The organism is Vibrio sp. CB1-14 (assembly GCF_040412085.2).
GTDB classification, from domain to species: Bacteria; Pseudomonadota; Gammaproteobacteria; order Enterobacterales; family Vibrionaceae; genus Vibrio; species Vibrio chaetopteri.
Genome location: NZ_CP115920.1, coordinates 3,102,084 through 3,127,549, shown reverse-complemented (window position 1 = coordinate 3,127,549; position 25,466 = coordinate 3,102,084). Strand labels below are relative to the sequence as shown.

Below are 25,466 nucleotides of genomic sequence, written 5' to 3'. Positions count from 1 at the left end.
GGGCCAACATTGGCCTCCCGTGATAATGCTCTAATTTACCCTTTTAGCATAGGTTTTAGGAAGCGTGCGGTATGCGAACCTTCGACTTGGGACACAGTTTCTGGTGTCCCTTCTGCAATGATTTGGCCGCCACCCTGACCGCCTTCTGGGCCTAAATCAATCACCCAATCTGACGTTTTAACGACATCAAGGTTATGCTCAATGACGACAACGGTATTGCCGTGGTCGCGCAAACGGTGCAGTACCGAAAGCAATAACTCAATATCATGGAAGTGAAGACCAGTGGTTGGCTCATCCAAAATGTAGAGGGTTTTACCTGTGTCACGCTTAGAAAGTTCGCGTGCTAGTTTGACACGTTGTGCCTCACCGCCTGATAGGGTAGTCGCAGCTTGACCAAGTCGAATGTACGACAGACCCACATCCATTAGGGTTTGCAGTTTTCGGGCAATCACAGGCACTGGGTCGAAGAACTCACGCGCATCCTCTGCCGTCATCTGCAGCACTTCATCAATGGTTTTGCCTTTATAGCGTACTTCCAAGGTTTCACGGTTGTAGCGCTTACCTTTACATACATCACAAGGCACATACACGTCTGGGAGGAAGTGCATTTCTACCTTGATTACGCCATCACCCTGACATGCTTCACAGCGCCCGCCGCGAACATTAAAACTGAAGCGCCCCGGTTTGTAGCCGCGAGAGCGTGCTTCTTGAGTACCAGCAAACAGCTCACGGATTGGAGTAAAGATGCCGGTATAAGTCGCTGGGTTGGAGCGTGGTGTTCGACCAATAGGGCTCTGGTCGATATCAATTACTTTGTCAAAATGCTCTAGACCTTCAATCTTCTTATATGGTGAAGGCTCGGCAGTCGTTGCCCCGTTAAGCCGAGTGTGGGCGATCTTAAAGAAGGTGTCGTTTATTAATGTTGATTTACCTGAGCCAGAAACGCCGGTAATACAGCTAAACAAGCCTACAGGAATAGTGAGGTCAACACTCTTCAGATTGTTGCCAGTCGCACCTTGTAGGGTGACCACTTTTTTCGGATCCATTGGTGTGCGATGCTCTGGAATCGCAATTTCACGCTTACCGCTGAGGTACTGACCAGTTAATGATTGTTCAGAAGCAACGATATCGTCGATAGTGCCTTCGGCAACCACAGAACCGCCATGTACACCGGCTCCAGGGCCAATATCAATGACGTGATCAGCGGTGCGAATAGCATCTTCATCGTGTTCGACCACCAATACGGTGTTACCCAAATCACGCAGGTGGGTTAGGGTGTTGAGTAAGCGTTCATTGTCACGCTGGTGGAGACCGATGGACGGCTCATCCAGTACATACATCACCCCGACGAGACCAGCACCAATTTGACTTGCTAAACGGATACGCTGAGCTTCACCCCCTGAAAGTGTTTCTGCGCTGCGTGATAGGTTGAGGTAATTCAGTCCAACGTTGACCAAGAAGTGCAATCGGTCGTTGATCTCTTTCATGACCTTCTCGGCAATCTGAGCACGCTGTCCTTCTAGCTGCAAAGACTTGAAAAAGTCCATCGCTTCGCTGATGCTCATCTCAACGATTTCTGGCAGCGTGGTATCGTCGACAAACACATTGCGCGCTTCTTCACGTAAGCGAGTACCGCCACAAGTGCCGCAAGACTTGGTCGAGATGTACTTAGCGAGATCTTCTCTTACTGAGTTGGATTCGGTGTCACGATAACGACGCTCTAAGGTATTGAGGATCCCTTCAAATGGGTGGCGTTTCACACGAATATCACCACGATCATTGACGTAGTTGAACTCAATTTCAGTGCGGCCAGAACCGGTCAAAACCACGTCTTTGATCTTTTTAGGCAGCGAGTTAAATGGCGCGAACAAATCAAAGTCATAATGTTTGGCGAGCGAGGTCAGCATTTGGAAGTAGTAGTAGTTCTTCTGATCCCAGCCACGAATCGCACCATCCGCAATACTTAAACTGTCATCAACGATCACACGCTCTGGGTCGAAATACTGCTGTACACCCAAGCCGTCACAGGTGTGACAAGCGCCCGCTGGGTTGTTGAAAGAAAACAGTCTCGGTTCCAGCTCTTGCAGGCTGTAGCCACAATATGGACATGCAAAGTTCGCTGAGAAGATAATGTCTTCTTTCTCGGGTTCATCCATCCAACCTACGCCGACAATACCGCCAGAGAGTTCCAGTGCCGTCTCAAATGACTCAGCAAGACGTTGCTGTAAATTGTCGCGCACTTTAAAGCGGTCAACGACCACTTCAATGGTGTGTTTTTTATGCAATTCTAGGGTGGGTGGATCGGAAAGATCGCAAGTTTCACCGTCGATACGAGCGCGAATGAAGCCTTGTGCGGCAAGGTTTTCTAATGTTTTGACGTGCTCACCTTTGCGCTCTTTGACGATTGGCGCCAGTAGCATCATCTTTGAGCCTTCCGGCAGCTCGAGCACCTTGTCGACCATTTGGCTGACCGTCTGGGCTGCAAGTGGCACTTTGTGAGTAGGACAGCGCGGCTCACCGACACGCGCATAAAGCAGTCTTAAATAGTCATAGACTTCGGTGATTGTACCTACCGTGGAACGTGGGTTATGAGATGTCGATTTTTGCTCAATTGAGATCGCTGGTGACAGGCCTTCAATATGGTCAACATCAGGCTTTTCCATTAAGGATAGAAATTGTCTTGCATAAGCGGACAGAGATTCCACATAGCGACGTTGCCCCTCGGCATAAAGAGTGTCGAAGGCGAGTGATGACTTGCCAGAGCCTGATAGGCCAGTGATCACTGTGAGTTTGTCGCGAGGAATTGTCAGGTTGACGTTTTTCAGGTTATGGGTACGAGCACCCCTAACTTCGATATTGTCCATTATTGCCACTCATGTAAAACGTAGTGTGACAAGTATTACATAGTGTGAAGTTTGTGCAAAGAAATACTGGATAAAAAAACAGGTCAAAAACAAAAGCGCGACGTAGTGAAATTACGTCGCGCTCTATTCAATGATTATAGACTTGAAATTCGCTTATGCTTTTTTTGTCGCGTGCTTACCGAGCTCAGCGGCTTTCTCATCTTTTAGGTATAGGTTTTCAAAGCAGTAGTTTGTCGCTTCGATGTAGCCTTCTACGCTACCACAGTCAAAACGTTGACCTTTGAACTTGTACGCCAATACGCAGCCCGCTTTCGCTTGCTTAAGAAGAGCGTCGGTAATTTGGATTTCGCCACCTTTACCTGGTTCAGTCTGCTCGATCAGCTCGAAGATATCTGGAGTCAGGATATAACGACCAATGATGGCAAGGTTGCTTGGCGCAGTACCTTGTTCTGGTTTTTCTACCATGTCATCAACACGGAACAGGTCATCTTTGATCATCTCGCCAGAGATCACGCCGTATTTGTGGGTTTCATCTTCCGGTACTTCTTGTACAGCAACGATTGAGCAGCGGAACTGCTTGTATAGCGCTACCATTTGCGCCAATACGCCTTGGTCTTCGTTGACGCAAAGGTCATCAGCTAATACAACGGCAAAAGGTTCGTCACCGACGAGCTCACGACCTGTCAGGATCGCGTGGCCAAGACCTTTCATCTCGCGCTGGCGAATGTAGGTAAATTGTGCAGAGTCGATGATATCGCGAATATCAACCAGTAGCTCTTCTTTGTTGGTGCCGCTGATTTGGTGCTCAAGTTCGTAGTTTTTATCAAAGTGATCCATGATGGAGTGTTTGCCACGACCCGTTACGATGCACATGCCGTCCATACCAGCCTGAATAGCTTCTTCTACACCATATTCAATCAGTGGTTTGTTCACCACTGGCATCATCTCTTTTGGCATCGATTTCGTTGCCGGAAGAAAACGAGTTCCATAACCCGCTGCCGGGAATAGGCACTTCTTAATCATGATAAGACCCTTTATCTTTATACGTTTGAATTCATTGCCAACTGTGGCGAATGGGATTAAGTCTACAGACTAACGAGCGGTTATGACAGTAGAAATGTTGTGAAGTTCGGTTCACATACAGACAAAGAGATCGAGTGCAAAAAAGCGAGTTATTTGTGAATCGAGAGCCTAAACGATGACAAGCTTATAAGGCAGTAATCGATGAAGACAAAAGCCATTCAAGACAATAGGTGCTGATTGGCCCAGGCGATGGCCTGCAGTCTATTTTTTACCGATAGCTTGCGAAATATCTGATACAAGTGTGACTTGACCGTTGACTCGGTAATGTAGAGGTCTCCAGATATCTCTAGGTTACTGGCACCTGACTGCAAGCAACGCAGAATCTCAATTTCACGAGAGGTTAAGTCGACCACGGTCGTGCACGTGTTAGCAGAAACCACGTATCGATAGTGGTGCAGTAATTGACTGGCGACATCTCTTGGCAGCCAGTTTTTACCATTAATTATCTCACCGAAGCCAAAAGTAATCTTATTGCCATCTTCATGGCTGTAGAACAGCCCTTTTAAATGGCCGTACTTGAGGATCTCTTCAGTGGTTAAGCGGTGAGGTACATTGATCAAAATGGTCTCAAAGTTTTTGCTGGCAAGGGGGAGGTTCAATACCTGCTTAAATAGATCTAGCGATTCTTCGTAGTCAAACAGTAAGATTCGATTTCTAGGTCCTGTCGCTGCGTTCAATAGATCTTGGGGTTCAATGGTTTCGATAGGATTAATGCAAAGATTGGAGAGCGCCTCAATTCGTTCGGTAACTTCGAGATCTTGACCGAGGCTGACGTGTTGTATGGTGCGTTTGTAACTGTTTCTTCTCATCGTCACTAATAATTTTTATCGCTGAATTAATGTGCATGTTGGTGTATATATGGGTGAGCGGCTAGTGTTGGCAGCACGAAATGAGAGAGACTTAAACTATTTTAAGTAATTGATATGTGTATAAGGTGGGCGGTGTGCCTAGATGGGTTGAAATTTCGGCGCTAGACTTATATTCAAACACCGAGTTGGGATTGTAGGATAGTTCACATAAGCGCTGTTGCTGTCTTGTGGGTTCATGGTATCCTACTGGGCTATTTTAAAACACACTGTGGTTACGGAGCAAAACATGGCAAGCCGTGGAGTAAACAAAGTCATTCTAGTGGGTAACTTAGGTAACGACCCAGAAATTCGTTACATGCCAAACGGCAGTGCCGTGGCGAATATTACAATCGCGACCTCGGAATCGTGGCGTGACAAAGCGACTGGTGAACAGCGCGAGAAAACTGAGTGGCACCGTGTTGCGTTATTCGGCAAGCTAGCGGAAGTGGCTGGTGAGTACCTAAGAAAGGGTTCTCAGGTATACATTGAAGGTCAACTACAGACTCGTAAATGGCAAGATCAAAATGGTCAAGACCGCTACACAACTGAAGTTGTAGTACAAGGCTTCAACGGTGTGATGCAAATGCTAGGTGGCCGTCAAGGTGGTGGTGCTCCTATGCAAGGTGGCATGAACCAAGGTGGCATGCAGCAGCAAGCGCCGCAACAGCAAGGTTGGGGTCAGCCACAACAACCAGTTCAACAGCCAGCTCAACAACCCGCTCAACAAAAGCCTGCTCAACAGCAGCCACAATACAATGAGCCACCAATGGACTTCGATGACGACATTCCGTTCTAAATCGAACACCCTTGTGCGCAGTGAAGCCTATTCACAGTACAGATGCTGAAAGGCCGCGACATTTGTCGCGGTTTTTTTTGTTTCTTAGAACCCTGCCATGGCTTGTGACTTAACGGTTTTGGCTAAATTTGATATAACAAACAATCAGCTGCCTGGCTGTTTTACTCTTGATAATTGGCAGGCGATAGCGACACTTCGTTCAAAAAGGACTTTGGCAAACTATGAGGCAAACCCCCACTCTAAAACTGAGCACGCGCTTGGTCGCTTTTGTTACAGTCATTGTAATGAGTGCGGTTTTTATTCTATTCGTGGGTGGTACCTTGTCCATCAAGCGTATGGGACAAGAGTATCTCAATCATCATCTTACAGGGATCATAAAGGTCATCGATAAAGAGCTTGAGGATCCCGATGCCGCCTACATGATGCAGCGCTGGATGCCCAAAATGCTGCAAGCCAGCAATATTATTGAAATGCAGCTGAAGTCTTCAGCTGGCGTCGTTTATCGTTATAAAAATACCTCGCCGATGCTCGACAGAACCATAGTGTACGAGCAAAGCTTCGATCTCGAGCGAAACGAAGGCTATCGTGTCGAGTTTGTTGCATTGCCTCCTTATCTTGATGTGCGCTACTCCCTTGAAGCGATGTGGTCGGTGACACTCGCGTTTGGCCTCATCGTATTTTGTTTGATGCAAGGGGTAAAATGGCTTCGCCAGCAGCTCGTTGGCTCAGAGCTTTTGGAAGAGCGAGGAAGGATGATCCTCGGCGGCCGAGTTGAACAATACGCGAAAGGCGATGAGCGTGAATGGCCGTACACCGCCAGTGAGGCGTTAGATATTCTGATTGAAGAGCTGCAAGATGCGCGTCAAGAACGTAGCCGTTTTGACACCTTTATCCGCACCCAGACGTTTTTAGATCCTCTTACAGGCAGTGCCAACCGAATTCTGTTTGATAGTAAGTTAGAGTCTGCTCTGCAAGAGAGTGGTGCGCAAGGTGGCGTGATCTTGTTCCGTATCGAAGATTGGGATCAAGCACAAGAGAAGCTTGGAAAATCTGAGGCAGACGATTTTCTCATTGAAGTTGGGGAAGTGCTGTCTCAAGCGGTACAAAAATACCCCGATGCGATTTTCTCTCGCTATTACGATGCAGACTTCGCCATATTTATTCCCCATCAAAGCTCTAAAGATGTCGCCGCCTTGGCAAGTCAGTGCATCCGTCAAATGGAGAAAGCGCCGCCGCCGGTTCCTTTGGATGAAGACAACTGGTGCCACATTGGCGTGAGTATGTACTCAGAAGGTGAGCGTCGCGGACGCATTATGGAAGAGGCGGAAACGGCGCTTAAGAGTGCGCAGCTGCAAAAAGTGAATAACTGGAGCCGCTTCCAAAAACAAGTTCAGAAGTTTGACGAGCGCGGTAGTGTTCGTTGGCGTACGTTATTTGACCGTGCACTGCTGCCTGAAAATCTGCTGATTTATGCTCAGCCCTGTTACTTGTATGAAAAGGGCAAAGAGCTCGCTCCGCTGCACAAAGAACTGTTTGCACGTATCGATGATCCAGAGCGAGGCACCGTCAAAGCCTCTCGCTTCCACTCAGCTTTATTGCAAGTGGGCTATGAGTCTAATTTCGATCGCGCTGTGTTAGGTAAAGTATTCAGAAGCATTAAGCAGGGTAAGATTACTCTGCCAGTGTCGATTAACGTATATGTGGTGCCCTTTGCTAACAAAAACTACTTCAAGTGGTTCAGGGACGAGCTACTGCAGTTGCCTGTCAGTGTCCGCAGTCAGCTTAGTTTTGAGTTTTCTGAGGCGCGCTTAGTGCAGCATTTGGACTACATCCGTCCGGTAGTGAAAATGCTGTCTGGTTTGGGATGTACCGTCATCGTTGGTCAGGCGGGTCGCTCGATCGTCAGTACTCACTACATTAAAGATCTGAAAGTGGATTACCTGAAACTGCATCGCAGCTTGGTTAAGCGTATCGATCAGCGCGACGAGAACCAATTGTTCGTGCGCAGTATGGTGGGGGCGTGTGGTGATGCACCTACCCAAGTTATAGCCGTTGGTGTTGAGACCAAGAAAGAGTGGCATACGTTAATAGACCTTGGTGTCAAAGGTGGTCAAGGGCGCTACTTTGCAGCTGAGACCCACTTGCTGCCAGAGGCGCAGGCCAAAACCACATCGATTAAACCAGGGCGCCGTAATCGCTGGAAGCGAACCTAACGGTGAGTCAAAAAATAAGCGCCTTAAGGGCGCTTATTTTTTATCAAGCAACTTACGAACGACTAGTTGATACGCGGTCGGTACTCAGTCCAAGAGTGGTCATCGAAGCTATAGAACTGAGTGTCATTCACTTCGAGCATAGTCGTACCTGAGTTCTGCGAGATAACCGGCGTCGTCGGTAAGCCCTGGGTCAGTGACGTCAGAGACGTTGCGTTGCCCTCATACATGTTGCTAGTTAAGATATTGGCAAGCAGATCGCTTAGCGCTAAGAAGCTTACTGGCTGCTCTACATCGATTTGACTGCGGTTTTGAATCGCTACGTCACCAAAGAACTTTATGCCAACCGGTACATTAGTAATGGCTTTGGTTGGTATTTCACGCATTCCAGAGATTTGCATGCGATCGCCTCGCACCGCCGCACCGTGCTCGGGCAGCAGCACGACAACGACATTGCGTTTACTCGTCTTTAAAGCTTGGAAGAAGGCATACAGCTCATCTAGCAAGATTTTTTGTTGGCGTTTGTAGGTTACTAAACGTGAACCAGATTGACCCACCACTCGGTTACCATCGTGAATACTAATGGTGTTATATAGACTGACTGTAGGCTTGGTATGGTTGATTTGCTCCCACTGAGAGAGGATTTGCCCATCACTATAAATCCGAGTGCCATCGAACGCATATTGCGACGGTGTCATGGTCTCAATATCAACGGCTGGCGAAAAGTTGCCGATGTTATTGGCAATGTGTTTGTTGAAACCATCGAATTTACCGTCATGGTTCATAAACACTTCTTTCTCATAGCCAAGGCGTGCAAGCTGATCAAACAAAGAACATTGCGCAGTCAGATTGTCATTGAATAAGTCGGCGTGAGACTGCTGACCACAGTTAGCTCGCAAAATACGCAGTACCGCAGGTCCGCTGTAAGACGTTGCTGAGTTAAAGTGCTTAAACAGGATATCGAATTCTTTAAAGATCGGGTGATCGATGTTGCCCGAATACTCCAAGTCATCCCAAGCTAATGAGCAGACACTCAGAAACAGAATGTCAAAGTTAGGCTGCGTTGTTAGTGCGTCTATGTTCGACAGACTCGATGTCTTAGAGGCTTGGTCGCGAAAGAATTGTCCTACATACGTGGTGAGACCTTCTGATGAAGTATCCACGGCAACTTGAGTAGGTGCCGTTGTAGTTGGTGTATTATTGCTTGTGTTATTGGCTGTCGTCTCTACGGCTTGGCTGGTGGTTAATGACATCTGCCAAAATGAGCTTGGAATAGACGCGATCACCATACCTATGACGACAAACGCGGATAAACGTAGGATCTGGCTCAAATAGAGATAGCCAACGATGAGTACAAAGCCAAGTAATAGGAAGTCTAGGGAAATAAAATCTTTAGCCAGTGACAACAGATAGACGGTGTCGAATTGGCTGACTAAATCCCACTGGCTAAATAGCCGCTCCAGTGGTGGCAAATAGGAATCATGGTGTAGCAGTAGCAGTGCTAGACCAATCGCAATCATATGTCGGGTAATGTTGAGCCAGCGACTGTGCAGTGGTATCACTACAAAGCAGAGCAAACTGAAATTGTAGAGCGGTGAAAAGCTCAGAGTATCGCTGGCGTACAGTGCCAATTTCAGGGCAAAGTAGAGTGTCCACCAACCGAGTGAAATGTGAGCTGAGGGTTTGGTTCTATCCATGATTAAAACTTGGTTTCTCGTAAATGCTTAGGACGTTTTTTGAGTTTTATAATTAGCCTTGATAAGAGACGCACGATACTTGGTGCGACGATACCGAGTGCTAGGCCAACAGCGGTAAATACGCCTGCGACCGTTAAAAAGTCTTCAATATTCATAGTTGATCCCAATCTACACGGGAAGCAAAACGACTGGCCGGTGTCGCATTGTCAGGTTCTGCTTCTGTGATGCTTGGTTGTTCTGGGTAGTTGATACCTTGTATGTTGGAAAGTCGCGCTACGATCTCACCAGCATCCGTGTATTGTGACTGTTCGATAAACAGTTCATTCGGCGCCACCGCGAACACGTTCAATAACGCTTGATGGATCTCATAACGTCTTAATGAGCTAAAAAATATCAAAATGCGGCCATCAATTTGACAGGCAATATCCCCTTGGCGCTTCATTTGACTATAGGACATCGCCTCACTAAGTGGTACTGAAGAGAAAGGGGTTAACTCGACCAACGCATACTCAATCTGCGTATTACGACAAACCTCGATGGCATTTAGCGTGAGTGATTTAAATGAGTCGTAGCTAATAAACCCACTTTCATTGATAGGGCTTTCAAACTGTCGAAACAGCGAGGTTTCTGACAGGTAATTTGCCTCCATTTTTGTCATCGACGCCAAGCGTATTTGGTCGTAAAGCACCGCATTGCTTTTCGTGTGATCGACAATGCTTTGAGCACCTGCGGTGATGAACATGTGGAAATCATTGTAGCGAATACAAGGTTTTAGCTCTTTAACGACAAAGTGCACACTGTTCCCATAACGCTTCTTGTTATGGAGAATTGTTTTAGCGATACGCTTGATGTCATCAAAACCGCTGCAAGGGAGTACAACAACAGTGGCTACACTGGTTTCGAGTACCGCATTAGGGATGTCAAATTGCTCAAATAGCTGGAATCCATGCTCATCGACAAAGTCACGACTTGCTGCTTGAGAGGAAACCAGTACGGGCAAAACCTGCTTGTTAACTTGATCGCTCTCATTACCTGATAATAAAAATAGCTTATTGGCCAATTGAGTTTGACCATCTTGATAATGGATAGCCTTGATAAAAGTTTGTTGATTATGCTGTTTTAATTCACCAAGAAATATCCTTCCCCCCCGTAATGATTGTTTATATTCCTCAGGATTAATCGAATTATTAATATCTAGTAACAGAATTGTAATATTTATAAAATCAATTGTTGTTTTTTCGATCGCAAAATTAACATCTAGTTTTGAACTCTGCTCTAAGTCGAGCAATATACAGATATGAACATTGTTATTAATAGGCAATCTTGATAGGTCATCCAAAAACTCAGCCATTGATATAGCTGGGCTAGATAGGAATATCCGCGAGAAGTTTTGATTGATTAGCTCGGTAGATTTAACACTGAGCTTGTCAGATTGTGTAAGAAAATCCTTACCAGATGGAGAGGTAAATAGGTCAGCTTTAGTCTCAAAAAGTGGGGCTTTTTCGTGGTGGAATAACAGATTTTCCAAAGCCTGCCAAGAGTTAATGTGTATGATTTGCTGAATCATTAGCCTAATTACCATAAGTAATAGTGATATTAGTTGGAGCGTAGTGTACTATGCGTACAAATTTAGAACAAACTTATCTTAAGCTGAGTAGTAGAAGGTAATGCAAAACCATACCACCGATGTCGAACAAATTTATAAATCGTACGGCATTCCTATTTCTGGGTATCAGAATCTGGAACGTAGCGACGAAATAAGGTTATCGCAAAGTAAATGGAATTTTTTGCAATCAGAAAATACAGCGCAGAGTGAATCGCCAGAGCCAGCATTTGCTACGCTTAATAATAAGACGACGCCATCTCTGGCATCGTTAAAAGAGGAATAAGTTTTTCATGTCCATATTGTTGGTAAAAGGTATTCATGCGGGAGTGGGGGCAAGCACTGTCGCCGCGAACCTTGCGGCTGCCTATACCGTACTTGGACATAAAGTACTTTTGGTTGACCTTGACCCTAAGAATCTTAAGGGACCCTGGTTTGGCCATCCAACGGATAAAGCTTCTGGATGGACAGATGCTGTGCGCTGTGATGAAAGCTGGAAGCAAGCATTGCTAAGAGATCCGATTGGCAGTTACTTCTTGCCTCACGGCAGTACAATGCTGACCTCGAGTGAGTACGCCAGCTACTTAGATGAAATGCTAGCGGCTGCGCAGGATAAATTTGAGATCATCATTGTTTCTGCGCCGCATGATATTGAGCTGTCACCAACACATGCTAGCGCGTTGCTGAGACTGCGAGTTGTCAATCCAACTCCGATGTGCGTAACAATGTTAAACCGTCAAATTGCGCAGAACCCTCCCGACGACAAAACCCTATTTGTTCTTAACCAGTGCCGTCATGACATTGCCTTGCTGCGAGATATGACTTTGGTGCTGGAAGAGGCGCTCGGTACCCGACTTATTTCTGCACATCTTTATTATGACATTGCGATTCAAGAAGCTTTTGCCATGCTTGGTAATGTGATGACTGCTGCAACACGCTCCAATGCGGCGGTTGAATTTAGACAGTTGGCAACCGTTGTGTTGTCTCAGGTAGAAAAGAACCAGCTTCGCTCATAATCATGTTTGTCGCCCGATTTGTTTCACCAGACCTGCTTCGTCAGTTTAGCGGTTCGATTCAGTTACCCGAGTTAGCGCTAAAGAATCGACACACGCTGCTGTTGCTATGCTTTCTGATTTTGCTGGCAGGCACACGGGTGATGCCAACACGCTCAGACTGGGAGCGCGCGTTCCCACAGATTGACTTGAATCACTTTCGCTTTAGTGACAACTTCCGCCTGCTCATTCAGTTGTGTTGGTTAGCATTAATTAAGCAAAACTTTACGTGGCAGCAGTGGCATTTAACGCGTCATCTCCGCGCTATCAATCAGGTGATTTCGCGTTTCTTCACCGTTTGTCGACGCTTTTCGGCGACTGCCGTGACAGCCATTGATGACCAACTTGAAGGGCAGGGTGTAAAGCGCACAGCAAACCATTTCATCCCTGATAGCTTGCTCTATATCGTACTTATTGTGTTGACGATACTGTGTTTGACCGTACCATTTTCCATTACTGCGCAAATTGTGTTTGTGGTGGTGCTAGCTGCAGTTGCTGCTTCTGTCCGCGGGGTAAAAGGTCGCTTGCCGAACATGCTGCTGATCATTCTCTCTCTTATCGCTTCCTGTCGGTATTTGTGGTGGCGATATTCGTCGACCATCAATTGGGACAAAGATCTGGATATGATGCTTGGCTTGGTGCTGCTGATGGCAGAAACCTATTCTTGGATGGTGTTGATTTTAAGTTACTTCCAGACCATTTGGCCGTTGAATCGCACCCCGGAAACCTTGCCCGACGATCCAAAAACTTGGCCGAGTATCGATCTTTTCATTCCCACCTACAATGAAGAATTGGATGTGGTTAGAGCCACGGTACTGGCGGCAACCGCGATCGATTGGCCAAAAGACAAGCTCAATATCTATATCTTGGATGATGGTAAACGTGATTTATTTCAGGCGTTTGCTGAACAAGCGGGGGTTGGCTACATTCGTAGGCCTACCAATGAGCACGCTAAGGCCGGTAACCTTAACCACGCACTAAAACAAACTCGTGGTGATTATGTCGCCATCTTCGATTGTGACCATATTCCCACTCGAGCGTTCTTTCAGGTGACGATGGGCGCGTTTGTAAAAGATCCCAACTTGGCACTGGTACAAACGCCACACCACTTTTTCTCGCCGGATCCGTTTGAACGTAACTTGTCGCGTTTTCGCCAACTTCCGAACGAGGGCAACTTGTTCTATGGTTTGATTCAAGATGGTAATGACATGTGGGATGCGACGTTTTTCTGTGGCTCGTGTGCGATTTTGCGTCGAGGTCCGTTGGAAGAAGTGGGCGGCGTTGCAGTAGAAACCGTGACGGAAGATGCTCACACCGCACTAAAAATGCATCGATTAGGCTATCGCAGTGCTTATCTCAAAGAGCCAATATCGGCTGGTCTTGCTACGGATAGTTTGTCGGCACACGTCGGTCAGCGTATTCGCTGGGCGCGCGGCATGGCGCAAATTTTTCGAACCGATAACCCGTTACTTGGGAAAGGATTATCTTGGCAGCAGAGATTGTGTTACCTCAACGGCATGATGCACTTCTTAAGTGGTATTCCACGGCTGATTTTTATGATCGCGCCTCTGGCGTTTTTGATTTTAGATGCCTACATCATCTATGCCCCAGCAATTGCCATCGTACTGTTTGTACTGCCGCACATGTTTCACGCCAACGTGGCTAACTCACGGATACAGGGTCAGTACCGCCACTCGTTTTGGGGGGAGGTGTATGAAACGGTATTGGCTTGGTATATCGCGATTCCAACCACCGTGGCTTTATTCGCACCGGGACGCGGCCGATTTAACGTGACGGCGAAAGGTGGATTGATTGACAAGCGTTTCTTCGATTGGGACATCAGTAAACCTATTATCGGTTTGCTACTACTCAATCTCCTCGGGTTTGCAGTGGGTGTTTATCGTTTGTTTGATTACCAGTTTACCGACACGACTACCGTACTGGTGAATTTGTTCTGGGTCATCTACAACTTAATTGTGCTCGGAGTTGCATTAGCGGTTGCTGCCGAAGAAAAACAAGTGCGTATGGCGCACCGTATTGACGTCAATTATCCAGTGTCGTTTATGACCACATCGGGACACCATTACCCGGCGACACTTAAAGATTTTTCGTTTAGTGGCCTTGGTATGCAGATAGATCCAGCCATTGAAATTCAACTTGGTGACGAGATCCTAGTAGCGCTAGAGCGCTATGGCATTAAAGAGTCGTTTCGCTGCGTCGTACGCTTTAGTCGTGATGGAGTGGTCGGCACCCAGCTCTTGCCTATGACAATGGAAAAAGAAAAACGTTTTGTTCAGTGTACGTTTGCCCGCTCAGACACATGGTCTAAGTGGCAGCAAGCCTATGAACACGACAAGCCGCTAGAGAGTTTGAAAAGTATGCTCTATGCCAGCGCGGTTGGAATAAGAAAAATGATTGAGTTTAGCCCCTCGGTAATCAGAGTGGCAGTTTTTAAGTGGGTCGATATGATGAGGAACCTTGCCTCCTATCGTCCTCGCTGGATTGTATAGGATATTAGAATGAAACTGATTCACGCGTTAACGCGAGTGATGCTCGGGGCGAGCTGTTTGCTGTCTGCCTCTGCTATGGCTGATTTTGTTGATACGTCTCCCAAGCAAGTAAGCTATACCTTCAGCGAGATTGCTGGTCCTTCGTCGATCACCATTCGTGGTAGCGGTGGCACTGCTTTTCTTGGGTTTGGCTCTCGCCTTGATCAGATCATAACGGGTGGCGAGTTAGACTTGTACTTTTCGCCTTCTCCAGCATTGCGCGCACGCGTGTCACATCTTCGTGTCTATCTCAATGAAGAGCTGATGGATGTCGTCGACTTCCAGCAAGATGGTGCCCACAAGCTTGAGAAAACCATCCGTCTCGATGGTCGTTTCTTCAAAAACTACAATCAGATCAAGTTCGAGCTCATTGGTCGCATCGACCAAGAGTGTAGCGATGCCAGCGATCCGGCATTATGGTGGGAGCTAGGTTCAGCGAGTCGCATTACCCTTGATGTGCGTAATATTGATGTGGCTAACGAACTTAGTTTACTTCCCGCGCCGTTTTTTGATGCACGTGACCTAAAAAACGTCACCATTCCAGTGGTATTGCCGAGCGATTTTGGTACTCAAAATCTGCATTCTGCTTCAGTAGTGGCGTCTTATTTTGCTAGCCAAGCAAAATGGCGAGAGGTGAGTTTCCCGGTTTACCAGCAAGATGCGCCGAGCCAGCATGCTATTGTGCTTGCGACCAATGATCATCGACCAGACCTAGTTAAAGATCTACCAGAGATCACTCAACCAACGATCCAAATGGTCACACACCCGACGGTTCCGGGAAAGAAGCTGCTGTTGGTATTGGGTAAAGATGAGCAGCAACTGGAATTAGCGGCACGCGGTTTAGTGGCTGGCAGTCAGTTGATGTCGGGCGAAGTTGCGTACATCAACAGCGTGACGAATGTTGCTCCACGTAAACCTTACGATGCGCCCAACTGGTTGCCGACAGGCAGAGCCGTTAAGTTCTCTGAGCTTATTGAGGGGAGTTACCAGCTTGAGTCGCAAGGGGTCGAGCTAAACCCTATTCGTGTTGATTTTACTCTGCCACCGGATCTGTTTACTTGGAACGCGAACAGCGTTCCAATGAAACTCAGCTATCGCTATTCGCCACCACTAAAAGGCACCAAAACCTCGCGTTTGAATATTTCCGTTAACGATCGCTTTGTACGTGCGTTTCCGCTCGATGAAAACAGAAGTGAAGGTGAGCAAGACACTTGGCGAGTGCCTATTTTAGGTACCGAGTCGTTTACCGGCAAGTCATCAACTCAACTGCCAGGGTTTAAGATCTCCCAAAACAACACGCTGGCGTTCAATTTTCAAATAGCCAATGTATCAACCGGTGTTTGTGAAGGGATTGGACCGACAATCAATTATGCGGCGATTGATGGCGCGTCGACACTCGATTTCTCTGGTTTCCCACATTACATCCGTATGCCGGATGCACAGTCGTTTGTTAGCTCGGGTTTCCCATATTCACGAATGGCCGACTTGTCTGAAACTGCTGTAGTCATCCCCCCTAAGCCAAGCGCAAAAGAAGTCGAGCTACTGCTCAATACCGTCGGCTTTATCGCTAAGAAAACCGGTTTACCTGCTTATCAGTTCAGTTTGTCTGAGCAATGGGATGAGTCGGCTTTAAGTGACAAAGATATTTTGGTACTGGGCGTGCAGGCGGCGACTAAGCTCGATCTCACATCGACGGCGTTAACGCACGTTAGCTCTAGCGAGGCCGGTCGCTTTATTGAGGCGACAACCGTGTCTGAAAAGCCACAAACGCAAGGGCTGGCAAAGCTATCGGGTCGCCAAGCAACGGTGAGCGCCAACGTGCGAGCTCGTGGCGAGTTTGCGTCTATTGCCAGCTTTGAATCGCCGTTTTCTAAACAGCGCACAGTAACCGTGTTGTCTGCTCGTAATGATGGTTCCGTTCCTCTTTTGTATGGTGCAATGAACGATCGAGCCAATAACGTTAGTGGCTCAGCGGTGGCGATCACCCTAAGTGACATCGTGAGTCATCAAGTTGGTGACTACTATTATGTCGGTTCACTGCCGCTCTATGACCTGGTTTGGTACCACTTCTCTGATAGACCTATGTTGATGGTCGCTATCGCACTGCTATTGGTTGTGGCCTTTACTATGGTGATGTGGCGTATGCTTTCACGCTATGCAAGACGCCGCTTGGCGAGTCAGGTTAGCACTCACAAAGGAGCCTAATGATGAGAACATGGTTGTTCGCATTTGCCATGATGCTAAGTACTGTTGCACCCGTGAGCCAAGCCGAGACTTGGCAGCAGTGGCAGGAGTTTAAATCTGTCTACATGACCGCTGAGGGGCGCATTGTCGATGGCTCTGACGCCAGACTTATCACCACATCGGAAGGGCAGTCTTATGCGATGTTTTTTGCCCTTGTCGCTAATGATAAAGCTGCGTTCGATACGCTATATAACTGGACTCAACAGCACCTTGCTGGTGGCGATCTTACTGCTCGCCTGCCTGCTTGGTTATGGGGTAAAACGTCGCAAGGTTACGGCATTATCGACAGCAATTCGGCGTCAGATTCGGATCTGTGGATAGCGTATACCTTGATTGAAGCGGGACGCTTATGGGGCAGTGATTACTATCAAAACGTTGGATACCTATTAGCCAAGCGCATCCTCAAAGAAGAAACGGTCTCTTTTGGTGCGGGTAATAGACAGCTTCTGCCCGGCAAACAAGGCTTTGAGCAAGGTGACAAGGTCAAACTTAACCCAAGTTATGTACCGTTACCTGTTTTAGCTGCCTTCGCCCATCACGATACTGCGAGACCGTGGCGCGAACTGTACTCCGGCTCTCTCGCATTGCTTCTCGACAGTCAGCGCAAGGGCGTGAGTCCGGACTGGTTGCTCTATGATGGTAAGACAATTAGTTATGACGCAAAGACCACGGATATTGGCAACTACAATGCGATCCGTAGTTACCTTTGGGCTGGGATGATGCCAAGTGACATGGAAGGCGCACTGCCAATTGTTGACTCGTTTAAGCCTTTTGTCTCACTGGCCATTGAGCAGCAGTACACACCGCTTAATACTTATGCGCAGAGCGGAAAAATGGAGCAGAGTGCTCCTATTGGCTTTGATGCAGCGCTATTACCTCTGATCGGCTTGAACGCAGACGAAGAGGTGACATCAAACTGGGCAGAACGAGTGCGTGAAAACCTCGTCACCGATCGCAATAACGAGTATTACAACAATGTGTTAGCGTTATTTGGATTAGGCTGGTACGACAATCAATATCGATTCAATGGCCAAGGAGAGTTGTTAGTGCCGTGGGCGGAGAGTGGTCAGCCGTGAAGGTAACGAGAGCATCGAGCCAAATTTCTGCTGCGCTTTTGAGTGTACTTTGCTCCTCTGCGTGGGGCAGCGATGTACCTTCGGTGTTTTACCGCTCAGCACCAGACTGGCTTGAAAATCAGATAGTGATCGGTGAGCTCAAACAGGACGAGACCTTAGTTGAAGCGGCAGTAGAGCGTTGGCTAGCGATCACTCCAGAGAGTCCCGAAGCCTTGTTCGCGAAGGCGCGCTGGTTGGTAAGAAACAATCGATCTGATGAAGCAAGTGTTCTTTTTAAGCAATTGAATAATCAAGCCGATCCAGCTTTGGTTTCAGCCTTTGGCAATTATCTTGAATTACATACCACAGAGCGCGATCAATACAATCAAGCCTTGCTGTTGCAGCGCGGCGGTCAAAACGAAGCTGCGTTAAAACTGTTTGAGGAGCTTTATGGTTCCGAGCGTCCAGATATTATTAGTGAGCTTGATTATCTTGGACTCAAATCGACATTTCCACAGTACCAAGAGCAGGTACTTGAAGCGTATCAGCAGTTGGATCGCGCGTTTCCCAATGTGGGTGAAATTCGCTTAGGTCTTGCTCGGCACCTCTCGCGCTATGGGCGAGAGCCAGAAGCGTTAGCGATTTATCGTGACTTAGCGAATGACTCTCGTCTTGGCGTGTTCGCCAGTACTCTTTGGATGACTGAGCTACAAACTGAGCCTATGTCTCAACAGTGGATGGATACTCATGAGCTGATAGCCAGTTATCATCCAGAGAACTTAGGTATTCAACAGCAATACGAAACAGCTAAGCAGCGCTGGGATCGAGAAAAGATGCTGCGCAAAGACCCCGTATACCGTGGCAAGCTCGCTGCGTTTGCGCGCATTGAAAATCGTCAGTATGACGCCACCACATTCAAGGCACTGCAAGCGGCCAACCGCAAGTACCCAAACGATCCGGAAATCTTAGTTGCACTTGGTCGCTACCATTACCATAACAATAATTATCGAGCTTCAGTGAATGCGTTTAAGCAAGCGCAGCAGCTTGATGATTCGCCAGACCTCATCGATTTTTACCAATCTGAGATCAATTCGATTCGCTTTTGGCAAGCACTCGATGCTTCGAGGCGTGCTCTGAGTGCTGAGCAATACGATAAGGCAATGCAGCAAGCGGACTTAGCATTGTCTCTCGACAATAGTGAGCCTTTTGCTTATATCATCAAAGGGCGGGTTTATCTGGCGCAGCAAGAGTATTCCCAAGCGCATCAGGCTGCCAACAAAGCACTGACCTTGGCGCCAGACAATAGTTCTGCGCTGCAACTTTGGGTGCAAACTTATGCGCCAAATAAAGGGCATGCGGGGGAGTATGCTGCATTGCAGACGCTCAAACCGGCACAAATAGAGCAAATCGCAGCGTATGCAGCCGAGGTCGAGCACCTTGTGGTTTATGATAAGCTGCTTAAAAGCAAGTCTCTGCCAGAAAATGATCCGCTATTTCGCGCGCAGTTTAAACACGTACTCGACAGTGATGCTTACCTACCTTGGTTAAACAAAGACATTGCTGAACAGTTGCTGCGTTTAAACCAGCGCCGCTTGGCAGATACTGTGATGAGCCGTGCTTATCAACAGCACCAAGATAATGAACATACTCACGCTTATACCTTGTATTTGTCGGGTCAAGGGCGCTGGGATGAAGCGTTCGCGGTTGTGAATCAATCGCCCGCTCAGCAGCTTACGTCTGCGGAGCTTTCTACCTATTCTCGTGTAAAACTTGAATACTACCGCCAACAAATCGCTGAGCAGCAGCTTAGAGGTGATGAGCTGATCGCCTTTATTGAGAATGTTGCCCGTCATGATCGTCCAACTGCGATTGTATTGTGGTCAGAGACACCATTTGATGAGCGCGCTCAAGCAGAAATGGACGCAGTGGATATCGCGTCGCTTAGTACGCCAGAGCTTGAGCTGATGTCGCAAGCGGCGTTTGATATCGACAGTGCTAATTTTCACCGCGCTATCTATCAAGAAGCAGAGCAACGCAAAGTACTGTCAGACATTATTGAGCAGCGCCAGAGCTTGTTTGATGCCGATAGACTGCTGGCTGAAAACGAGGTTGAAGCAGCGTCAGAGATTTATTTGGCAAGTCTTAACGATGGTGTTGTACTTTCTCAACAGCGGCTGAGCACTTGGCTCAGCGCTGCGCCACAATACATCGACCCTGTGTTGGATATTCAAGCGCAGCGCGTGTTTGAGCTTAGCAACGAGCAAATCGTTAGCAGCTTATCTTTGGCGCTGGAAACCGACAATCAGTCCTACATCAACTTTTTCAACAACCATTTGCCATTAAAACCTCTGAACGCTTTCAATTATTGGCAGTTGCAAGAAGCGTCGTTGTCTCAATCTAGCGATGCGTTGACTCAGCAGTATTCGCGTCAAGCTTTGCTTTTGGATGATAAAGAGCGTTTGGGGCTGACCCGAGTCCGAGATATTGGTAGCGCGTATCGCGATGCCGATGATAACTGGATGACCAACGACATTATTGCCACACTCGATAGAATTGATGAGCGTCATCAGTCCTATTTCATTGTGGGCGGTGAGTTTAATAATGTGCCGGGTGGCTCTAAATACCTCACTGTTCCTTTTGAGCTTGGCATTGCTATCCCTGAGTGGGACGGTCGCCTTAAGCTTCGTACTGACAGCGTTTACCTCAATAGCGGCACGTTAACGTATTACGATACCAATATTGAGTTTGAGCGTGACCGAGTGGGACAAGCCTTCTCTGTTGGTTGGGAAGCTGAAAACTGGCAAGCGGATCTTGGCACCACCCCTGTTGGCTTTCGATATACCGATTGGGTAGGCGGCATTGAAGGGATCACCGAGTGGGGCGATGTGACTTTGCGAGGTAATGTCTCTAAGCGCCCTGTTACCGCGAGCTTTATCTCTTATTCTGGATTATCAGTGACGGATCGCACAGGCGTTACCACCGAGTTTGGCGGTGTGACTCGCAGTGGCGCCACGGTGAGCGCGTCTTGGAATGACGGACGCCCATACGGCGTTTGGGGTTATCTTGAGTACCATCAGCTAACTGGCAACAATGTCGCTGATAACGATAGAACCTCTGGCATGTTGGGTAGTTACTACAACTTTATTAGTAGCGATGATGAGGTGTTCTCTTTAGGTGGGGCTGTGTTTTACATGGGCTACGAGAAGAACGTCAATGAGGTAATTATCGGTCATGGTAAATACTACAGTCCGCAAAACTACACATCGTTGTCTTTGCCTGTCTCATATTATCGTCGCCACAGCTTTGATTGGACATATGGGGTGAGGGGCACGGTTTCTCTTTCGAACGCTTCCTTTGATGCGCCATACAATATCCCAGGCGGCACAGCTTCGTCATCAAGTGGCGTGAGTGCAGGACTGCAGTTTTATACCGAGTATCGAATGAGTGACCATTGGAGCTTTGTTGGCTATGTATCGCAGCAATTTTCGAGTGATTACCAGCCGAGTGTATTCAATGTCTATCTCAAGTATCACTTCGATCCTAACTGGCGTAAGGCTCGGCTACAGCCAGATCCACTAAGACTGTACGCGGACTATTTCTAGTCCGCGCATTTTGCTTTTTGTCGAGTTTACTGCGGGGGCTGTTTGAAGAATTTAGCGCGCTGTTTGACCCATTTGTTTGCCCAGTCAACAGGGGCATTTTGGTAGGCGCGTTCAACGGTTTGGTTTAAAACACGCACTGATGGTACATAGTTGAGTGTCTCTTTAGCACCACCCAGTTTAGCGATGTCGATGTCCGTCAATGAGCGGGCAGCAAACATCAATGAGTTGAGATAAACCGTTCCTGATTCGTATTTGTTGATGGCAGTATCAGTGAACAGCGCTAAGCCTTTTCTATTCATTGCCCATCGCTCACCAAGCCCAGGATAGCGCATAGTGTCAATGTGCTCGCCATCAATGTAGAGTTTGTAGGCGACATCTTCTGTCTCTGACGCAAAAAACACCATGGCAATACGATGCCAAGTATTGGCCTTAATAAGTCCTGCGTAATTCGGTGCGAGACCTATCTCGCCTTCCGGCGATAGGAAGATATCGGGTGCGCTGCTGCTGGTGTCAGCATCGATTATCGCTCGGTATTTACTGCTGTCATTTTCTAGCTCAGGCCATAGAGCATCAAAAACGATAGTGTAATAAGAGAGGCGGTCTTGATCGGCGAAGTCACCGTTAGTATCAAGTTCTGTAGCAAGCTGGAAGCGACCGTTATCTGATGCTCCTAAGGCGCCTAGTTCTATTACCGAAGCGTTGCTACCATCGGGAAGCAGTGGCAGAGAAAAAGATTCACTTGTGCCGCAGTTCAGCAGTTCGTCATTGCAAGATAAAGGTTCATCCGACGTATTCGTGAGCGTAAGGCTCGAAGCGATGTTTTGCTCTGGTGCAAAGATATCGTTCGCATCTTCAAAATTCCAAACAGAGGTAATGTTCGGGGCGTTTTCATCACAGCTGAACAGAAGTTCGTCAGTGTCGATGTATTGGCAGTTTGCGGTACGCTCACGGGCGTAGGCATCAAAAATCTCCCAAGCTTCGCCAACAAATTCTGCATCTTCTTTGCGGTAATAACTGCCATTAAAGAACAGCTCAGGATTCCAAGCAGCCGATTTAAAGAGGCCTACTTGATAGGTTTTGGCTGAATCGATATCGTCTAACGCTGGACCATGGTAATCAAGGCCACTTTCATAATTAAGCATAGCGCTAAGCGCTTCGCCTGATACGCTCACTTGATACAGTGATGAGAAACCTGGCGTATTGGCAGGCTGGCGCTCAATCGGGTAGGCGTGATGAAAGTCTTCTTGGGTCAACGAACCTGGAGCCCAGATTTCGCTATCTTCAATTTCTCCGCGATTGAGGAAGCTGGCATCTATCTGGTAATTGATCCCTGATTTGGGGGCTGTAAAGTCGGTCAAACTGTCATGCAGAATATCCAAGATGCCATCGCGGCTTGGCTGTTTGAGCGATACAGCAATTTCGGTGTTCGCATCGGGAGCGTAAGTTCCCATGATGCCATCAATACGACGTTTGGTTGTCTCGTTAACGGGTAACGATTCGGTAATATCAAGTTCGGCAATGGTTTCGGGCGTTATTGCGGTTTTGGTGGCTAGGTCAAACGTTACGGTGACGTCGGTGTAACCTTTGGCATTAAAATCAGGCAGCAGTACTGTTGTGCCATTTACTCTAGTGGTCTTTGGTGAGTCGTGAGTGTGTCCGCCGAGCACAAGATCGATGCCGTCAACAAAGGTCGCTAGAGCAACATCGGTGCCATGACCAAGGTGGCTGAGCATCACCATATAGTCCACTTGATCGCCATAGGCGGCGATGATCTCGCGAGCGCGCTCGTTCCAGTCCCAACGCATTCTGAAATCGTCGATAAAGTCTATTTGAGGCTTAATCTCTTCATCGAGCTCATTCCATGGCCCCGACGTCATGCCAAAGACACCCACCTTAATGCAGCCCACTTCTGCAATAGCAAAGTCTACCCCTGCAAATCCCGCAGGGTCATTGCCATAGTATTCGGTGTTGGAGGCAAGGACTGTTGATACATCATCTTTTGCGTACTCCAGTAATTGCTCAGGCCCCCAGGCAAAGTCGTGGTTACCAATCACGCGATAATCAAACTCCAACGCTTGCGTGGCCTCAAGCGTGGCATAGCCCCCTGATAATTGCTCGGCAACCGTCCCTTTTTCATAGTCATCACCACCGTTGGTAAACAGGGTATAGGGCTCTTCGGCAAGCGCATCGACATGAGCTTGTTTGATTTTGCTATAGAACTGCTCGCGATAACCGAAGTGGCCGTGTAGATCTGCGACGTGGATAAAGCGAATGGTCTGCGTGTCGGCACTGGCGTCACAAGCTGGCCCATGAGACTTAGTTGGTGCAACTGGAATAGGATCGCCAAGCGATACGCTGGTGTCATCGTTACAACCAGAGAGCAATAGTGTGGATAGGGCGCTGCCTAATGCGAGCAATGTGAAGCGGGTACGTGTCATCGAAAAACCATAGCTAATCAAAGTGGAGAGCAAAAGCATGCATAGGATACCAGATTCTGGTTGGTAAAATATCATTAGCAATGGAGTTATTGGTGGGTTTTATGTGGTGGTTCGCATTCAGCAGTATTTGGGGGAGAGGGTTAGAGGGGAATAAACGCATATCGAGATGTATTGGAGCCGCCGTAGGCACTATTGGTTGGGGCGGTATAATGGCTGACTGCCAATAAATCCTGTGAATTTTTTGCGTTAAGTAAGGAAACTGTAAGAAAATGGGGGTTTCCTCCAATGTTTCTGCTTCAATGCCTTGCTGTGATGGCGCGGCATTGGTACATTTAGTGCAATTTTTGTCTTCTAATTCTTGCAGGACGAGCGAAGAATATGTTTAAAAAACTGCGTGGCATGTTTTCTAACGACCTATCGATTGATTTAGGTACTGCCAACACACTGATTTATGTAAAAGGACAGGGTATCGTCCTAGACGAGCCTTCTGTTGTAGCTATCCGTCAAGATCGTGCGGGTTCAGCCAAAAGCGTTGCGGCCGTCGGTCATGCAGCGAAACAGATGCTAGGTCGTACACCTGGTAACATTTCTGCCATTCGTCCAATGAAAGACGGCGTAATTGCTGATTTCTACGTGACTGAGAAAATGCTCCAGCACTTCATTAAGCAAGTTCACGACAACAGCGTATTGAAGCCAAGCCCGCGCGTACTTGTGTGTGTGCCTTGTGGTTCTACGCAAGTTGAGCGTCGTGCCATTCGTGAATCTGCGCTTGGCGCAGGTGCTCGTGAAGTCTACCTCATTGATGAGCCGATGGCGGCAGCAATTGGTGCTGGTCTACGCGTTTCAGAACCAACGGGTTCTATGGTGGTCGATATCGGCGGCGGTACAACAGAAGTGGCGGTGATCTCGCTAAACGGCGTGGTTTACTCATCGTCAGTTCGTATCGGTGGTGACCGCTTTGATGAAGCGATCATCAACTATGTGCGTCGTAACTACGGCAGCTTGATCGGTGAAGCAACGGCTGAGAAGATCAAACACGAAATCGGTTCTGCGTACCCTGGTGACACGGTTGAAGAGATCGAAGTTCGCGGTCGTAACCTTGCTGAAGGTGTGCCACGTAGCTTTAGCCTAAACTCAAACGAGATCCTAGAAGCACTTCAAGAGCCGCTAACAGGTATCGTATCGGCTGTGATGGTTGCGCTAGAGCAGTGTCCGCCAGAGCTGGCATCTGACATCTCAGAAAACGGCATGGTACTAACGGGTGGTGGTGCACTACTTCGTGATCTAGACCGTCTATTGACTGAAGAAACGGGTATTCCAGTTGTTATCGCTGAAGATCCACTGACCTGTGTGGCTCGTGGTGGCGGTAAAGCGCTTGAGATGATCGACATGCACGGTGGCGATCTATTTACTGAAGAATAATGG

General features: G+C 47.7%; 16 protein-coding genes. 9 read left to right on the top strand and 7 right to left on the bottom strand.

What is annotated here, in order from left to right; all coding sequences use genetic code 11:
* Positions 1-35 precede the first annotated feature (35 nt).
* From uvrA to PG915_RS14135, 3 genes are all read right to left on the bottom strand, one after another.
* A complete protein-coding gene (uvrA, locus tag PG915_RS14145; RefSeq protein WP_353497099.1) occupies positions 36-2,864 on the bottom strand; it encodes an excinuclease ABC subunit UvrA in 2,829 nt (942 codons plus the stop codon).
* Between the two features lie 153 nt (positions 2,865-3,017).
* Positions 3,018-3,887: a UTP--glucose-1-phosphate uridylyltransferase GalU gene (galU, locus tag PG915_RS14140; RefSeq protein ID WP_353497098.1), complete on the bottom strand. Its 870-nt coding sequence runs from the start codon at positions 3,885-3,887 to the stop codon at positions 3,018-3,020.
* Between the two features lie 218 nt (positions 3,888-4,105).
* Positions 4,106-4,756: a LuxR C-terminal-related transcriptional regulator gene (locus PG915_RS14135; RefSeq protein WP_353497097.1), complete on the bottom strand. Its 651-nt coding sequence runs from the start codon at positions 4,754-4,756 to the stop codon at positions 4,106-4,108.
* 286 nt (positions 4,757-5,042) lie between these two features.
* On the opposite strand from PG915_RS14135, the gene PG915_RS14130 reads away from it, so the two are divergent.
* Both PG915_RS14130 and csrD read left to right on the top strand, forming a co-directional pair.
* Positions 5,043-5,591 carry a single-stranded DNA-binding protein gene (locus tag PG915_RS14130; RefSeq protein WP_112459523.1) on the top strand — a complete coding sequence of 183 codons (549 nt, stop codon included), beginning with the start codon at positions 5,043-5,045 and terminating at the stop codon, positions 5,589-5,591.
* 221 nt (positions 5,592-5,812) lie between these two features.
* Entirely contained in the window at positions 5,813-7,804 is a 1,992-nt protein-coding gene (gene csrD, locus PG915_RS14125) for an RNase E specificity factor CsrD (protein ID WP_353497096.1), read from the top strand.
* Positions 7,805-7,866: 62 nt separating this feature from the next.
* Here csrD and bcsG read toward each other — a convergent pair whose 3' ends face one another.
* The 3 genes from bcsG to PG915_RS14110 are packed head-to-tail and all read right to left on the bottom strand — an operon-like array spanning position 7,867 to position 11,065.
* Positions 7,867-9,498 (bottom strand): cellulose biosynthesis protein BcsG, encoded by a 1,632-nt coding sequence (gene bcsG / locus PG915_RS14120; RefSeq protein WP_353497095.1) that lies wholly within the window; start codon positions 9,496-9,498, stop codon positions 7,867-7,869.
* A 2-nt stretch (positions 9,499-9,500) separates the two neighbouring features.
* On the bottom strand, positions 9,501-9,653 hold the full coding sequence (locus PG915_RS14115) for a hypothetical protein (protein ID WP_353497094.1): 153 nt from the start codon (positions 9,651-9,653) through the stop codon (positions 9,501-9,503).
* On the bottom strand, positions 9,650-11,065 hold the full coding sequence (locus PG915_RS14110; RefSeq protein WP_353497093.1) for a BcsE family c-di-GMP-binding protein: 1,416 nt from the start codon (positions 11,063-11,065) through the stop codon (positions 9,650-9,652). Before PG915_RS14110 ends, PG915_RS14115 begins: the two co-directional genes overlap by 4 nt.
* 100 nt (positions 11,066-11,165) lie before the next feature.
* Between PG915_RS14110 and PG915_RS14105 the strand changes: the two genes are divergently transcribed.
* The 6 genes from PG915_RS14105 to PG915_RS14080 are packed head-to-tail and all read left to right on the top strand — an operon-like array spanning position 11,166 to position 21,603.
* On the top strand, positions 11,166-11,387 hold the full coding sequence (locus PG915_RS14105) for a hypothetical protein (RefSeq protein ID WP_353497092.1): 222 nt from the start codon (positions 11,166-11,168) through the stop codon (positions 11,385-11,387).
* 7 nt (positions 11,388-11,394) lie between these two features.
* Complete coding sequence (locus tag PG915_RS14100) at positions 11,395-12,117, top strand: cellulose synthase operon protein YhjQ/BcsQ (RefSeq protein WP_353497091.1); 723 nt, start codon at positions 11,395-11,397, stop codon at positions 12,115-12,117.
* A 2-nt stretch (positions 12,118-12,119) separates the two neighbouring features.
* Complete coding sequence (gene bcsA / locus PG915_RS14095; protein WP_353497090.1) at positions 12,120-14,663, top strand: UDP-forming cellulose synthase catalytic subunit; 2,544 nt, start codon at positions 12,120-12,122, stop codon at positions 14,661-14,663.
* Between the two features lie 9 nt (positions 14,664-14,672).
* Positions 14,673-16,907, top strand: coding sequence for a cellulose biosynthesis cyclic di-GMP-binding regulatory protein BcsB (bcsB, locus tag PG915_RS14090; RefSeq protein WP_353497089.1), 2,235 nt, complete (start codon positions 14,673-14,675; stop codon positions 16,905-16,907).
* Positions 16,907-18,022, top strand: a complete 1,116-nt coding sequence (gene bcsZ / locus PG915_RS14085; RefSeq protein WP_353497088.1) for a cellulose synthase complex periplasmic endoglucanase BcsZ — start codon at positions 16,907-16,909, stop codon at positions 18,020-18,022. The genes bcsB and bcsZ overlap by 1 nt, the downstream gene beginning before the upstream one ends.
* Positions 18,019-21,603 (top strand): cellulose synthase subunit BcsC-related outer membrane protein, encoded by a 3,585-nt coding sequence (locus PG915_RS14080; protein WP_353497087.1) that lies wholly within the window; start codon positions 18,019-18,021, stop codon positions 21,601-21,603. The genes bcsZ and PG915_RS14080 overlap by 4 nt, the downstream gene beginning before the upstream one ends.
* Before the next feature lie 26 nt (positions 21,604-21,629).
* Here the strand turns inward: PG915_RS14080 and PG915_RS14075 are convergent, their stop codons facing one another.
* A complete protein-coding gene (locus PG915_RS14075) occupies positions 21,630-24,041 on the bottom strand; it encodes a metallophosphoesterase (protein WP_353497086.1) in 2,412 nt (803 codons plus the stop codon).
* A gap of 378 nt (positions 24,042-24,419) precedes the next feature.
* Here PG915_RS14075 and PG915_RS14070 point away from each other — a divergent pair, with 378 nt between their 5' ends.
* A complete protein-coding gene (locus PG915_RS14070; protein WP_042473407.1) occupies positions 24,420-25,463 on the top strand; it encodes a rod shape-determining protein in 1,044 nt (347 codons plus the stop codon).
* Positions 25,464-25,466 lie beyond the last annotated feature (3 nt).

Bases quoted from the DNA above. Each gene is read 5' to 3' on its own strand.
- bcsA (WP_353497090.1), top strand. From the start codon at position 12,120: ATGTTTGTCGCCCGATTTGTTTCACCAGACCTGCTTCGTCAGTTTAGC.
- PG915_RS14130 (WP_112459523.1), top strand. From the start codon at position 5,043: ATGGCAAGCCGTGGAGTAAACAAAGTCATTCTAGTGGGTAACTTAGGT.
- bcsZ (WP_353497088.1), top strand. From the start codon at position 16,907: ATGATGAGAACATGGTTGTTCGCATTTGCCATGATGCTAAGTACTGTT.
- csrD (WP_353497096.1), top strand. From the start codon at position 5,813: ATGAGGCAAACCCCCACTCTAAAACTGAGCACGCGCTTGGTCGCTTTT.
- PG915_RS14070 (WP_042473407.1), top strand. From the start codon at position 24,420: ATGTTTAAAAAACTGCGTGGCATGTTTTCTAACGACCTATCGATTGAT.
- PG915_RS14135 (WP_353497097.1), bottom strand. From the start codon at position 4,756: ATGAGAAGAAACAGTTACAAACGCACCATACAACACGTCAGCCTCGGT.
- PG915_RS14100 (WP_353497091.1), top strand. From the start codon at position 11,395: ATGTCCATATTGTTGGTAAAAGGTATTCATGCGGGAGTGGGGGCAAGC.
- bcsG (WP_353497095.1), bottom strand. From the start codon at position 9,498: ATGGATAGAACCAAACCCTCAGCTCACATTTCACTCGGTTGGTGGACA.
- PG915_RS14110 (WP_353497093.1), bottom strand. From the start codon at position 11,065: ATGATTCAGCAAATCATACACATTAACTCTTGGCAGGCTTTGGAAAAT.
- galU (WP_353497098.1), bottom strand. From the start codon at position 3,887: ATGATTAAGAAGTGCCTATTCCCGGCAGCGGGTTATGGAACTCGTTTT.
- PG915_RS14075 (WP_353497086.1), bottom strand. From the start codon at position 24,041: ATGACACGTACCCGCTTCACATTGCTCGCATTAGGCAGCGCCCTATCC.
- PG915_RS14105 (WP_353497092.1), top strand. From the start codon at position 11,166: ATGCAAAACCATACCACCGATGTCGAACAAATTTATAAATCGTACGGC.
- uvrA (WP_353497099.1), bottom strand. From the start codon at position 2,864: ATGGACAATATCGAAGTTAGGGGTGCTCGTACCCATAACCTGAAAAAC.
- bcsB (WP_353497089.1), top strand. From the start codon at position 14,673: ATGAAACTGATTCACGCGTTAACGCGAGTGATGCTCGGGGCGAGCTGT.
- PG915_RS14115 (WP_353497094.1), bottom strand. From the start codon at position 9,653: ATGAATATTGAAGACTTTTTAACGGTCGCAGGCGTATTTACCGCTGTT.